Annotated in this window: 11 protein-coding genes and 2 riboswitches; of the genes, 7 read left to right on the forward strand and 4 right to left on the reverse strand. The window is 37.9% G+C overall.

The genetic code is table 11. The features are described from left to right. The 3 genes from RST01_RS15450 to RST01_RS15460 are packed head-to-tail and all read left to right on the forward strand — an operon-like array spanning position 1 to position 2,857. The gene (locus RST01_RS15450; RefSeq protein WP_147198212.1) at positions 1–1,035 is read left to right on the forward strand and encodes a FecCD family ABC transporter permease; all 1,035 of its coding nucleotides are present in this window, start codon (positions 1–3) and stop codon (positions 1,033–1,035) included. Continuing rightward, positions 1,032–2,063: a FecCD family ABC transporter permease gene (locus RST01_RS15455; RefSeq protein WP_147198214.1), complete on the forward strand. Its 1,032-nt coding sequence runs from the start codon at positions 1,032–1,034 to the stop codon at positions 2,061–2,063. The genes RST01_RS15450 and RST01_RS15455 overlap by 4 nt, the downstream gene beginning before the upstream one ends. After that, complete coding sequence (locus RST01_RS15460) at positions 2,063–2,857, forward strand: ABC transporter ATP-binding protein (RefSeq protein ID WP_066791407.1); 795 nt, start codon at positions 2,063–2,065, stop codon at positions 2,855–2,857. Before RST01_RS15455 ends, RST01_RS15460 begins: the two co-directional genes overlap by 1 nt. A gap of 130 nt (positions 2,858–2,987) precedes the next feature. On the opposite strand, the gene RST01_RS15465 is transcribed toward RST01_RS15460, so the two are convergent. Next, entirely contained in the window at positions 2,988–3,854 is an 867-nt protein-coding gene (locus RST01_RS15465) for a helix-turn-helix domain-containing protein (RefSeq protein WP_147198215.1), read from the reverse strand. A 599-nt stretch (positions 3,855–4,453) separates the two neighbouring features. Further along, positions 4,454–5,938 (reverse strand): catalase, encoded by a 1,485-nt coding sequence (locus RST01_RS15470; protein WP_147198217.1) that lies wholly within the window; start codon positions 5,936–5,938, stop codon positions 4,454–4,456. A gap of 519 nt (positions 5,939–6,457) precedes the next feature. On the opposite strand from RST01_RS15470, the gene RST01_RS15475 reads away from it, so the two are divergent. Next, positions 6,458–7,555, forward strand: coding sequence for a nitric oxide synthase oxygenase (locus RST01_RS15475; protein ID WP_147198219.1), 1,098 nt, complete (start codon positions 6,458–6,460; stop codon positions 7,553–7,555). Positions 7,556–7,598: 43 nt separating this feature from the next. Here RST01_RS15475 and RST01_RS15480 read toward each other — a convergent pair whose 3' ends face one another. Beyond that, on the reverse strand, positions 7,599–8,813 hold the full coding sequence (locus tag RST01_RS15480) for a CynX/NimT family MFS transporter (RefSeq protein WP_244946738.1): 1,215 nt from the start codon (positions 8,811–8,813) through the stop codon (positions 7,599–7,601). A gap of 194 nt (positions 8,814–9,007) precedes the next feature. Then, a riboswitch (Lysine riboswitch) is annotated at positions 9,008–9,187 on the forward strand. A 140-nt stretch (positions 9,188–9,327) separates the two neighbouring features. Between RST01_RS15480 and RST01_RS15485 the strand changes: the two genes are divergently transcribed. The 3 genes from RST01_RS15485 (at position 9,328) to RST01_RS15495 (ending at position 13,251) form a co-directional block, all read left to right on the forward strand. Further along, positions 9,328–10,839 carry an amino acid permease gene (locus RST01_RS15485; protein WP_147198223.1) on the forward strand — a complete coding sequence of 504 codons (1,512 nt, stop codon included), beginning with the start codon at positions 9,328–9,330 and terminating at the stop codon, positions 10,837–10,839. Between the two features lie 204 nt (positions 10,840–11,043). Further along, positions 11,044–11,145, forward strand: a riboswitch (purine riboswitch). Between the two features lie 128 nt (positions 11,146–11,273). Further along, positions 11,274–11,867: a xanthine phosphoribosyltransferase gene (locus RST01_RS15490; protein WP_370454704.1), complete on the forward strand. Its 594-nt coding sequence runs from the start codon at positions 11,274–11,276 to the stop codon at positions 11,865–11,867. Positions 11,868–11,880: 13 nt separating this feature from the next. Further along, positions 11,881–13,251 (forward strand): nucleobase:cation symporter-2 family protein, encoded by a 1,371-nt coding sequence (locus RST01_RS15495; protein WP_147198225.1) that lies wholly within the window; start codon positions 11,881–11,883, stop codon positions 13,249–13,251. 92 nt (positions 13,252–13,343) lie between these two features. On the opposite strand, the gene RST01_RS15500 is transcribed toward RST01_RS15495, so the two are convergent. Beyond that, positions 13,344–13,904, reverse strand: a complete 561-nt coding sequence (locus RST01_RS15500) for an SLOG family protein (protein WP_147198227.1) — start codon at positions 13,902–13,904, stop codon at positions 13,344–13,346. Positions 13,905–14,386: the final 482 nt, after the last annotated feature.

The raw sequence follows: 14,386 nt of genomic DNA on the forward strand, positions 1-14,386 counted from the left end.
ATGGGAAACATTATTGAAAAAGGACATAAGCAAAGGTTACTACCAAAGCATTTAGCAAAAGTAGTAGCTCTTTTGCTTATTTTGCTCATTGTTAGTATTTTAATGTCCCTTGCGTTTGGTTCTCGTACGATCGGTCTAGAAGGGCTTATAGATGGCTTATTTCATCCTTCTGTAGAAGGTCATGAGGCAAGCGTTGTGCGACAACGTATCGCAAGGACGATTTTTGGTTTGATTTGTGGGGCAGCTCTCGGTGTATCTGGGGCACTGATGCAATCTGTCACACGTAATCCTATTGCTGATCCAAGTATTTTAGGTGTTAATACAGGTGCATCCTTATTTGTCGTTTGTGGCATTGCTTTTTTAAGCATTCAATCACCAAGTGGATACATATGGTTAGCTATTATCGGTGCAATGTTGACAGCTGTTTTTGTCTTTGGCATTGGCTCGATGGGCGCAAGTGGTGCTACACCTTTAAAACTGATATTGGCGGGAGCGGCGACGACAGCTATTTTGTCTTCACTCGTAACAGCTATTTTAATCCCACGTACGAATGTCATGGATCAATTTCGCTTTTGGCAAGTAGGGAGTGTAGGCGCTGCCAATTGGGATTCAGTGCATATCTTTATTCCCTTCTTCATTGTCGGTTTGTTGATTGCCATTATAGTAGCCCCTGGCTTGAATGCATTAGCTCTCGGTGACGAAGTAGCGACAGGCTTAGGTGTTCGCACAGGTGTTATTCGTATGTTAGCGGCTTTTGCTGGAGTTTTACTTTGTGGGGCAGCGACGGCTTTAGCTGGTCCAATAGGCTTTATTGGTTTACTCGCTACCCATTTAGTACGGTTAGTAGTAGGACCGGATGTACGTTTCCTTATTCCTTTAGCAGCATTAGCTGGAGCAATCATTTTATTGATTTCAGACGTATGTGGACGCTTCCTAGGTAGTCCAGGCGAATTAGAAGTAGGAATATTAACAGCCTTTATTGGTGCGCCAATCTTAATATTAATTACAATGAAAGCGAAAATGCGTACAATATGATGAATGAGACTCTGAATACAATTATAAAAGCAAGAAGAAAACGTCGAAATCGGTATGTTAGTGTTACGATTATCTTAGCGATTATTACCATTGGTTTGTGCTGTACGATGATGATGCTCGGAAATACCATTTATCCTGTAACAGATGTCATCCACGTTTTGCTTGGTGAGACAATACCAGGTGCTTCTTTCGCCATTAATGAAATTCGTTTGCCACGTACTGTAGCAGGTTTATTCGCAGGTTTTGCTTTTGGTGCTGGAGGCTACATTTTCCAAACGATGCTGCGTAATCCATTAGCAAATCCCAATGTTATAGGGATTACAACAGGCTCTAGTGCGGCAGCAGTTTTTTGTATTATCGTGCTACATACAAGTAGTACGGTTGTTTCACTGGCTGCAGTTATCGGAGGGCTCGTCACAGTTGGGATTATTTATGGATTATCGAGAGGAACCTCTTTTGCTATTGGCCGATTAATTTTGATTGGTATCGGTATTCAAGCAATGTTAAATGCGGTAATTTCGTATTTAATGCTAATTGGTAAAACGAATGACTTATCAAACGCTTTGCGCTGGTTAAGCGGGAGTTTAAACGGGGCAGAGTTAGAGATGACATATCCGTTAATCATTGCAGTCGTAATTGTGACACCGGTGCTTATTTATTTTGCGAAACAACTTGAAATGCTAGAACTAGGTGAACAAGCGGCGACCTCTTTAGGCGTCAATACAAATAAAACGCGCGTCATCTTAATGATTAGTGCGGTATTAATTATCGCTTTAGCTACAGCCACAACAGGCCCCATTGCGTTCGTCGCCTTTTTAGCAGGGCCTATTGCCCAACGTCTTGTTGGGGTTGGATTTTCAAATATTCTTCCAGCAGGTTTAATTGGGGTTATTTTAGTCTTAGGCGGAGATCTAATTGGTCAGTTTGCCTTTGAAACCCGTTTTCCAGTAGGTGTTATTACAGGGATTATTGGTGCACCATATTTAATTTACTTGCTAATTCGTATTAATCGAAAGGGAGATATTTAATGACAACTCATACATTTGAAACGAAGAATATTCAATCAGGATATGATAATAAAACCATTTTAAACGACGTCAACTTATCGATTCCGAGTAATCAAATTAGCATCATTATTGGGGCTAACGGGTGTGGGAAATCAACACTTCTAAAAACAATGGCACGTTTAATTAAGCCAACGGGTGGAGATGTGCTATTAGATGGTAAATCCATTCATAAAATGGCACCAAAACAATTAGCGAAAGTATTAGGACTGCTTCCTCAGTCACCAATCGTACCGGAAGGCATTACAGTAGCAGATCTTGTTGGTCGTGGTCGCTTTCCTCATCAAAGCGTCATGAAGGGCTGGTCGAAAAAGGATTATGAAGCTGTAGCAGAAGCATTAGAAATGATGAACATTACCGAATTTGCTGATCGAAATATCGATGAATTATCAGGTGGACAAAGACAGCGTGTTTGGATTGCGATGGCATTGGCACAGCAAACTGACATTTTATTTTTAGATGAGCCAACGACATATTTGGATATTACATACCAAGTAGAGATATTAGATTTATTAACAGATTTAAATAAAAAGTATGGAACGACGATTGTGATGGTGCTGCATGATATTAACTTGTCTGCACGCTATGCAGATTATTTGTTCACAGTAAAAAATGGCCAACTCATTGCAGAGGGGGCGCCTACTGAAATTATAACGGCAGATTTAATTAAAGAAACCTTTCAGTTGGATTGCCAAGTTATTAACGATCCAGTATCTAATACGCCACTTATCGTTCCGATTGGTCGTCATCACGCATGAATTTTAGGCTAGAGCCGAATAAATAAGACACCTCACTTTTGCATTAGTAAAAGCGGGGTGCCTTTTTAATATGTAATAGCCCGATCATAAATACGTTTGGTAAAACCAATTCATTAATAGCTGAGGGATTTTATTTAATAACGGCCAGTTTTTCCTCTAAGTATAATTCATGATTGTTAGCTAAATTGATATCACCTAAAAAACGCATTGTTTGAATAGCATTTTGTGCCATTTCGGTACCGATTGTTTGATTGCCAGAAGCGATGTTATAGATTCCTTTTAAAAACATTAGCTTTGTTTTTTCAAAGTAAAAATCTGTGCCTTCGGAGATTTTCTCAACATATTGTATGAACTGATGCGTTTCTTTCCCCTTATTTGCTTCTACGCAAAAGACTATAGTGTTTAATAGTACCTTAATAACTTCTTCGTTAAATTTCTTTATATTTTTATAAACTTCCGTTTTTTGGGTTAACTCTTTAGAAAGTGTTATCACTAAATCTTTATTTAATATATGCATTGTATTGCCAAATAGCATGATTTCGTAAAATCCCCAATTATCTACACTAAACAGGTAGTCACTTATATTAATTAAATCATCTTTCTGAAAGATGATGGTTGGATTTAAATTATGTGCTAATGCTTTGATCATAATTGAATTATATAGGTAACTGGTTATATTATACTTTAACCACTTTCCATGTTCTTCTTCTTCTATCTTGAGCAATAACGCTAGATCATTATTTTCATATGCACGTTTAATGTTATTCAATATGTTTTCCAGGTGAGTCGGTTTATAGTCGTTCGAAATAAACATAAATTCTTCTAAAGTTAAATTTAATCTATCGAGCAATAAGGAGAACTTTGATAAAGAGATATCTGAATTTCCACGTTCAAATTTTGATAGAAAAGATACACTGATAATTCCTTTAGATACTTCTTTTAATGAATAGTTTTTGCTTAATCTAATATCCCTGAAAACATATCCTAAGTAATTCATTTTTCTCACTTGCCCCTTTATATTTTACTATATGACAATTTTAAGTTTTTTGATAAATTAAGTATATAATATCTATGATGAGATAAAAAATAGAGAAAAGGTCTTATTGTATCTAAGTCTATTTACATTTCTTATCAGAAAGAAAATATAAAGGAATAAGGGGGATATAACAATGAAGAAAATGAATTTAAAACACCTATTAAATGTAGGATTAGGTATTCTAATTATCATTGGAGCTGGAAAAGCGAGTTTTCTAGCTGAAACTCTAATTAAATAAAATTCAATTTTAAAACAATGCGATAAGAAGTTCTTACTTTCTTTTATTTGTTCCCTTAAAGATAGTAGAATCTCATGGTTGTCATATTGCTATTTATTTTATTGAATTAATTTGTTAATCAAGTTATCCTTTGTTATTTTCGTCAACCTTATTTATTCTCCATTGGCTGTTTCTTTCCTACATTCACAAATCGTAATAAATGGCAGCCAAGATTAAAACTTTTTTCTCGAAAGGGATAACTACATATATGAAAGTGTTAAAAAAGCTGTATCACTCAGAGGAGTGATACAGCTTTTTTGGATATGTTGTCGAGTTGTTTAGATTAGTGATATTGAATTTCTTTGTTGACATCAATGTTATTGATATCGATGCCCATTGCTTTTGCAACGCCTGCACCATAAGCAGGGTCTGCTTTATAGCAGTGGATAATGTGGCGTTCTTTAATGAAGTCTTCCACGCCTTCCATATTGCGAGCTGTATTTTCAAATAAGCGTTGTTGTTCTTCAGCAGTCATGATATTAAATAATTTTCCTGGTTGTTCGAAGTAGTTAGAGTCATCTTCGCGGAAATCATAAATATCTGCTGGACCTGCTTCTTCAGCTGGGTTTTTGAATTCAGGTTGTTCTTTCCATTCACCATAGCTATTTGGCTCATAGTGAAGTGTGCTACCTAAGTTGCCGTCAACACGCATAGCGCCATCGCGATGGAAGTTATGCACTGGGCATTTTGGTGCGTTTACTGGAATTTGGAAATTATTCACACCTAGGCGGTAGCGTTGTGCATCTGCATAGGAGAATAAACGAGCTTGCAACATGCGGTCTGGTGAGAAGCTAATACCAGGCACTACATTTGATGGTTGGAATGCAGCTTGTTCTACATCAGCAAAGTAGTTTTCTGCATTGCGATTTAATTCAAATTCTCCTACTGGAATTAGTGGGTATTCAGATTTATACCATACTTTTGTTAAATCGAATGGATTGTCGCGGTGGTTACGCGCTTGTTCATCTGTCATCACTTGGATAGACATTTTCCATTTAGGGAATTCGCCGCGTTCGATTGCTTCGTATAAATCACGTTGTGAAGACTCACGGTCATTTGCAACTACTTCTGCTGCTTCTTGGTCAGTGTAGTTTTTGATTCCTTGTTGTGTTTCAAAGTGGAATTTAACATACACGCGCTCATTATTAGCGTTAATCATTGAATACGTATGAGAACCAAAACCATGCATATGGCGGTAGTCAGTAGGAATTCCACGGTCGCCCATTACATATGTGATTTGGTGTAATGCTTCGGGAAGATTTGTCCAGAAGTCCCAGTTGTTATTCGCGGAACGCATATTTGTACGAGGGTCGCGTTTAACAGCATGGTTTAAATCAGGGAAATGCATGGCATCACGGAAGAAGAATACAGGTGTATTATTTCCGACTAAGTCCCAGTTACCTTGTTCTGTGTAGAATTTTAATGCAAAACCACGGATGTCACGTTCTGCATCAGCAGCACCACGTTCGCCGGCTACTGTTGAGAATCGAGCGAACATGTCTGTTTTCTTGCCAATTTCAGAGAAGATAGCCGCTTTTGTATATTTTGTAATATCGTGCGTTACAGTAAATGTTCCGAATGCACCTGATCCTTTTGCGTGCATACGGCGTTCAGGAATCACTTCACGGTTAAAGTTTGCTAGTTTTTCAATTAAATAAACATCTTGCAATAGAACTGGACCACGTTTGCCTGCTGTCATTGAATTTGTATTGCTTACGACAGGTGCACCAGCCGCAGTTGTTAGTTTTTTATTTTGGTCGTTTGCCATTCATAATTCCCCCTTAAATCTATAGAATTATCTCTTCGAAAATAACTATAACAGAGTCATAGCTAAATGTAAATTATAATAATTATTTTTAAGGAATTTCTATCTTAAAGAATAGAATATAAATAATACGGTGTTTGTCAATTAATTTGCTTCCTTAAATTGTGAAAAATAAAAGTTGATAATTCAACGTTAAACGTTGCCAGTATTACAGTTTAGATGTAATTTAAATGGTTTGGAAAACATATTTTATTTGACTTCTTTTATTATATTAACTGTATTAATAACTTATTTATAATAATTACTATTATCATTGGGAGGTTATGGACAGGTATAAATGAAAATATATAACTTATCTATTACTATACGCTATGAATACATAACCAAATCTATTCCTTTTATCAACATTGAATAAGCTGATGCTATTTCTCCAACTCTTTATAAATGAATATATAATCTACATATTTTTTCACTGATTTTTTTGATTTATCATAGGGGTAATGACAGGTCGAGGAGGACATAATGGCCATAATAGATGAAGCAGTCGCTTTTTTGACTTTATATTATAAAGAGAATCATTTGCCGGACGAGCAATTAGATCATCGTTTGAAAGAGGTAGGTCAAGAAATAGAGGAAAATGGAAGTTATAAGCATACTCCTGAAGAATTGAGCTACGGTGCTCAGGTAGCTTGGAGGAACAGCAATAAGTGTATAGGCAGATTGTTTTGGAAAACCCTTCAGGTGAAGGATGAACGGGGTGTATTAGAAGAAGAAACTATTTTTCAAAAATTGATCAATCATATTGAATATGCCTTCAATAATGGGAAGATCAAGCCTGTTATCACAATTTTTGAGCCTGGCCGTGTCCGTATTTGGAATCATCAATTGATACGCTATGCGGGTTATGAATGTGAAGATCAAACCATTGTGGGTGACGCGGATTCGGTTGCTTTTACAAATGAGTGCTTAAAACTTGGATGGAAAGGGAAGGGAGGGCAATTTGACGTGTTGCCTTTAGTTATTCAAGTTGATAATCAGCCACCTAAGTTCTTTGAGATTCCTTCTATATACATAAATGAAGTGGAAATCAGGCATCCGGAATATAGCTGGTTTTCTGAGTTGCATTTAAAGTGGTATGCAGTTCCTATCATTTCAAGTATGCCTCTTGAGATAGGGGGAGTCGTCTATACTGCTGCTCCTTTTAACGGTTGGTATATGGGAACGGAAATTGGTGCAAGAAATCTTGCAGACGAAAATCGTTATAATCAGCTTCCTTTCATTGCGAAGAAGATGGGTTTAGATATGCGATCAAACACAAACTTGTGGCAAGATCGTGCACTAATTGAATTAAATGAAGCCGTTTTGTATTCCTTCCGGGAAGATGGTGTCAGCATTGTGGATCATCACACTGCAGCACAGCAATTTAAACGTTTTGAAATGAATGAAGAAGCGGAAAATAGAGATGTGACAGGCAATTGGACTTGGCTTATTCCGCCTCTATCGCCGGCTTTAACGCATATCTTCCATAAACCGTATAAAAATAAAAAGAACACTCCATCTTATATGTATCGGCCATCACCTTTCAAAGGGTTGGGAGACAGAAAAAGCAGAGAAGAATAAGAATGAAAAAGCGCTCATTAGCTACAAGCTAATGGCGCTTTTGCTATTGTTCTTTCGTTACAAATCGGTCTTTAGCAGAAATGAATGCAAAGACGAACAAAAGGACTGTGACAATAAGATATAAGCTGTTCGCAGCATGCCAACTATTAAAGCTATCATGGATAAAACCATATAGTACAGGTCCTATTGCAGCGAGCAAATACCCGATGGATTGTGCGGTGCCTGAAAGTTCAGCTGCTTCTTGAGCGTTGCGTGAACGAAGAGAGAAAAGCATCATAGAAAGACTAAAGGATGCCCCTCCAGCGAATCCAATCATTAACATCCATAACAATGTAAGCTCTGTCCAATTCATAAATATACCTGCGAAGCCTGCAAAGTAAAACAGTGACAATAATGCAACGAGCGGTCTTTGGTCAGCTTTTTTACCTGCAAGAATCGGGGTTAAAAAAGTCATTGGCAATTGTGCTATCTGTAGAATAGAAAACATCCATCCCGCTTTGCTCGGGCTCATGCCTTGGGTTTCAAGCAGCCCTGGAATCCAAGTAGCCGTCGTATAAAACAACAGGGATTGTAGCCCCATCGTGAAGGTGATAGCCCAAGTAAGAGGATACTTCCACATAGGTTTAGTGCGTTGAGAAGATTCATTGTTGTTTGTCACCTTCACATGATTCCGCAGCTGCGGTAACCATACTATGATAGCGAGAATGGCCAGAATACCCCAACAGGCAAGAGCTCCCTTCCATCCGATTGTTGTTTCTGCTATTGGATTGCTCACGCCCGCTGCTATACTGGCGGATAGGTTCATGGAAACAGAATAAAGTGCTGTTAATAATCCTACTTGAAGAGGAAACTTTAATTTAATAAGAGCAGGCAAGAGGACATTGCCAAATGAAATAGCAACTCCGATGATAATCGTTCCAAAGAACAAGAAAAAGATACTGCCCGCTGAACGCATTAAGATACCTATAGCCAAAAGTATTAAGGCTGATAACAATGTTCTTTCAAATCCAACACGCTGTGAAATTTTAGGGACAAATGGTGAAATAACTGCAAATGCAAGCAAGGGGATAGTTGTAATCAATCCCGCCCACACATTTGATATAGTGAGCCCTTCTTTAATATCTGCAATAATAGGGCCAACAGCAGTGAGAGGGGATCGCAAAGTTGTGGCGATAAAGATAATACCGAGCACTAAAAGCCATGTTTTTTTGTCCCATGACAGCTTCTTGTTTCGGTTCGTAGCTTGTTCTGAAGCCAAAGGAAATCCTCCTTTTGAATTTTTAATAGATATTAAAAACGTACAGGAATCATTTTGCTTTATCAATATTTGTTTTACAAAACATGTCCCCTTCTTTCTAAAATATAGTAATTTTCTATTTACCCTTGTAGTCATGTGCTTAATATATTACAATGTAGGTAACTTAAAACTATATATTGCATGCCTCATCCAATAGATGAGGTAGAGGTCGCGGTATTCATGAGTATAATCGACGAGGCGAGAAAGCGTTTAGGACTCGATTAAAAAGGGAATATTGCCGAAGTACAAGCAAGCTTTTTATTGCTAGTGCTGGGGCTGCTATCGAAAGGTGCAGAACTGTCACGCCAATGTCGGCGTGTTGAGCTATCTTGATCAAGGTTGATGGGGAATTCGGACGCCATCTCAGTTATATATGTGATGGCTTTTTTATTTAAATTTTAGCTGTTATAGACAGCTGCGAAGAATACCTTCAGCTCGACCTTTTCTTGCAATGAAAAACGGAAAGAGGAGAGTTATGAATAGAGTAGAAACACATACAAATGCAGGAATACGAACAAACATTAAACATGATTCTCATTCAAATACACAACAGAAACTGAAACGCAGCTTAAAAAGCCGCCATATTTCCATGATTTCACTTGGCGGTACAATCGGTACAGGCCTACTTCTAGCAAGCGGCAACTCGGTTGCAGCAGCAGGGCCCGGAGGAGCACTGTTAGCTTATGGACTAATTGGTGTAATGGTATTTTTCCTTATGACAAGTTTAGGGGAAATGGCCGCTTATATGCCTGTATCAGGATCATTCAGCACGTATGCTTCCAAATTTGTTGATCCTTCATTAGGATTCGCGCTTGGTTGGAATTATTGGTACAACTGGGCAGTAACGATTGCAGCTGAAATTTCAGCTGTAGCGATTGTTATGAAATATTGGTTCCCACACACTCCTTCATTTATTTGGAGTGCTGCATTTCTTATAATTATCTTTACTTTAAACTTTTTGTCAGTGAAAAGTTTTGGCGAAAGCGAATATTGGTTTGCGCTTATTAAAGTGGCAACAATTATTATATTTATCATCATTAGTTTCTTAATGATTTTTGGTATTCTCGGCGGACATGCTCCGGTTGGATTTACTAATTTCTTTAAAGGTGACGCGCCTTTCCATGGTGGATTTTTTGCTACATTAGGCATTTTCTTAGCTGCAGGCTTCTCCTTCCAAGGGACAGAATTGCTTGGGATTACAGCTGGTGAAACGGAAAATCCTGAAAAAACAATCCCACAGGCTGTGCGCTCGGTCTTTTGGCGAATTCTATTGTTTTATGTTTTAGCTATCTTAGCGATTGGCTTATTAATTCCTTATACGGATGCACGTTTAGCAAATAGCGATGACGTGGCAGTAAGTCCTTTTACATTAATATTTGAAAATGCAGGCATTGCCTTTGCTGCTTCTGTGATGAACGCAGTTATTCTTACGGCGATTCTTTCAGCCGGCAACTCAGGGTTATATGCAGCATCTCGTACATTACGTGAATTAGCAGTGGAAGGTAATGCACCGAAGATTTTCAAAAAGCTAAACAACCGAGGTGTTCCTGTTGCAGCACTTGTTTTAACAGTAGCAGTGGCTTGTTTATCCTTTTTGGCATCATTTTTTGGATCTGGAACAGTGTATATCTGGCTTTTAAACGCTTCTGGTATGTGCGGTTTCATTGCATGGCTTGGTATAGCGACCAGCCATTATCGTTTCCGAAAAGCATTTGTAGCACAGGGCCGTGATCTCTCAGAGTTGCCTTATCGCTCTAAATTTTTCCCGTTTGGTCCGATTTTTGCCTTTGTCCTTTGTGCGATTGTTATCTTAGGACAAAACTACACAGCGTTTACAGGCGACCATATTGATTGGTATGGCATCCTAGTATCCTATATTGGCTTGCCAATCTTCCTTATTATCTGGTTTGGCCATAAACTGAAATGCAAAACAAAGGTTGTACGTCTAGAAGAGGCAGATCTGACAACGAAACGCCAAGTACAATAATTTAAATCTTGAAGGCTAATCTATCAACGTTGGTAGATTAGCTTTTTTGTTGTGAATTGAGCCGTTTCGTTTGACATAATGTTCGCTTTTTAAATGTTTCTATCAGAATAATTAATCTGTTTATTCGGTTTTGGGTTATTTACCAACACTTACAAAGAGAATTTATATTGAATTTTACGTTTTACATGCTATAATAAAGATAATCAAAATTACATAACATTCACTCATATAATAGCAGGGATATGGCCTGCAAGTTTCTACCAGATTACCGTAAATGATCTGACTATGAGAAGCAATCTAGTAAATAGTAGTTTGTTCATTACATTCTATTTGCTATTACTTTCGACAATAAGTCGAAGGACTTTGCTCCACTCGTAGATGATTGGATGTATTAGTTCTTCGGCTTTTTTGTACGTAAAAAAGCCGAAGTGCTAATGAAAAGAAGGGAGTTCCTCGTGTTGAAAGCACTTCAGGATAAAATCGTAAACGAAGGTAAAGTAATATCAGAGGGAGTTTTAAAAGTAGATTCTTTCTTAAATCATCAGATTGATCCACAATTGATGAAAAAAATTGGTCAAGAATTCGCGGAGCTTTATAAAAATGAAGGAATTACAAAAATATTAACAATCGAATCATCCGGCATAGCACCAGCTGTGATGGCTGGCCTTCTATTAGAAGTGCCTGTAGTCTTTGCACGTAAAAGCAAATCGGTGACGTTGATTGATAACCTATATACAACTGAAGTATATTCATTCACTAAGAAAGTAACTAGCACGCTGACAGTGTCAAAAGATTACTTAACAGAAGATGATGTAGTACTTGTCATTGATGATTTTTTAGCTAATGGCGAAGCAGCTAAAGGCTTAATTCATCTTATCGAACAAGCAGGGGCAACTATTAGCGGTATCGGTATTGTTATCGAAAAGGGATTCCAACAAGGTGGTCAGGTTTTACGCGACAAAGGATATCGAGTGGATTCACTGGCAATTGTTTCATCATTAGAAAACAAAGAAATCCAATTTTCTTAGGAGGCGGCAAAGAATGAACAAAGCAAAACTTGCAACACTGGGCATTCAACACTTATTGGCGATGTATGCAGGTGCTATATTAGTGCCGCTTATAATTGGTGGGGCGTTAAAGTTTAATACAACACAACTAACGTACTTAGTTTCGATTGATATCATGATGTGTGGGATTGCTACATTATTGCAAGTTGCACGAGGCAAAGTATTTGGTATTGGCCTTCCTTTAGTGCTCGGGTGTACGTTTACAGCCGTTACACCTATTATTGGCATTGGCGACAAATATGGCCTTGGTTCAATTTATGGTGCGGTCATCACTTCAGGCTTAATTATTGTTTTGATTTCAGGTTTCTTTGGTAAACTGGTTAAATTCTTCCCTCCGGTTGTGACAGGTAGTGTTGTAACAATCATCGGAATTACATTAATTCCAGTAGCTATCAACAATGCGGGCGGTGGACAAGGAGCAGCTGATTTCGGATCTGCTTCTAACATTACACTTGCGTTTGGCACGCTTCTTGCGATTATCTTGTTATACCGATTCACAAATGGATTCTTTCGTTCGATTGCGATACTGATCGGCCTAGTACTTGGCACAATTGCGGCAGGTTTTATGGGTAAAGTTGACTTTACTCCTGTAAAAGAAGCAGCATGGGGCCAAATCGTAACGCCATTTTACTTCGCAACACCAGAGTTTCACGTTGTACCTATTATTACTATGACGCTGGTGGCTCTAGTATCTTTGGTTGAATCAACAGGTTCTTATTTTGCATTAAGTGATATGACTAATACGCCAATTGATGATAAAGCACTTGCAAGAGGATATCGTTCAGAGGGCTTAGCTTCTATTATCGGTGGAATCTTTAACTCATTCCCATATACCGCTTTTTCACAGAATGTAGGCCTTATGCAATTGACTGGCGTTAAAAATCGTGCAGTTATCTTTATTACTGGTATCTTTCTTGTAACATTAGGATTCTTACCTAAAATTGCGGCATTAACGACAGTTATTCCAACCGCTGTGCTTGGTGGGGCTATGATTGCTATGTTTGGCATGGTGGTTTCACAAGGTATCAAAATGTTGGGCTCTGTTATTGGTGAAACAGAAGGTAACCCTATGATCGTTGCATGTGCGGTAGGAATGGGGCTTGGCGTGACTGTAGTTCCCCAAATTTTCGACATCTTACCTGAAAGTGTACGTATATTAACAAGTAATGGCATAGTGGCAGGAAGTGTAACAGCAATTGCAATGAATATAGTCTTTAATATGCTTCCTTGGGGCCGTAGTGAAAAGGTAAAATCAAGTTCTTTGGATAGTTCAATGAAAAGAGAAGCCGTTTCAACTAAAGGCAAAGAGCTTCCGAAAAATAAGAGTTATGGTCAGGCTCATTAGTACAAATCAGTTTCCTTCTATTAATGAAGGAGGAATTTAAAGAATAAAACGGTGCCCTTCTTCAACATCTAGAAAGTGTTGAGGAGGGGCATTTACATTTCCCACTTTTTCATTTGTTCTTCCTCAGCGATTAACTGCAAGTCATACGCATTTATTAAAAGAATTTCATAGTCAAACTTGTCGGCATACTGCGCGGCAAGTTTTTTTATATACTTTGGCGAGCCTTCATTTTCTTCATCGTATACGATTAAAATGCCATCCGAATGCTGAATAAGAAATTTATTGCTCTCAACAAACTGCCAAGGTGCTTCATAAGGACGATTCGTTAGACTTGTGGTGTAATCAGCGAGAGAGAGTATCATTTCGTATTTCTCTTGCTTTGCTTCATTCCATCTCTTCTCTTGATCCAAAAAAGGTGTCATAATGGCATATTTCAGTTCGGGATATTCTAATTGAAGGTCCATCACGATTTCCGCGGCCCATGTTTCTACTCCTAGCGCACCGGTCATTATTATCCACTCAAGACCTTCTTCAATTAATGGTACCAACCTCTCTTTGATAGCTTGCTTGATTATAGGAATCCCAGCATGCTTATCGTCAAAGATGCCAAGTTCGTGTGCCTTGTAACCAGTAATGACGAGTCTTTTTATCATTAGAACACTCCTTTGGTGAGAAATATAAAAACCGATTTCCCATTAGCCTAAAAGAAACCGGTTGACTGATATAAATATAGAAATAGTTTATAGGTTAAGCAGAACTGTGCTACAAAACCTACATTTAATTTTACAATAGTTGGCTTTTGATGGCAACGAGGGTGTATGGGGATCTAATTAGTTCTTATTTATAGAAGAAACTCTTATTAACTACTCAAAGGTGTAGCATCTGTTATTACGACTTCATTGATATTGGAAGAGAAATTAGTGCGTGTGATGAGGCGATTATAATAGAAGCCGTTTTGTATAAAACAATAATTGAATTATGTGTTGACATACCTTCTAGAAGTTGTTATTATATAAAAGTTGCTGATAGCGACTTACCAAGTTAGCGAACTTCAAATAAAAAACTTTTGAAAGTTGTTGACAAGTCGATACAGAAATGATATTATATAAAAGTTCGCTAAAACAAACGAACGACA

Origin of the sequence: Rummeliibacillus stabekisii, from assembly GCF_007988965.1 — a bacterium.
GTDB classification, from domain to species: domain Bacteria; phylum Bacillota; class Bacilli; order Bacillales_A; family Planococcaceae; genus Rummeliibacillus; species Rummeliibacillus stabekisii.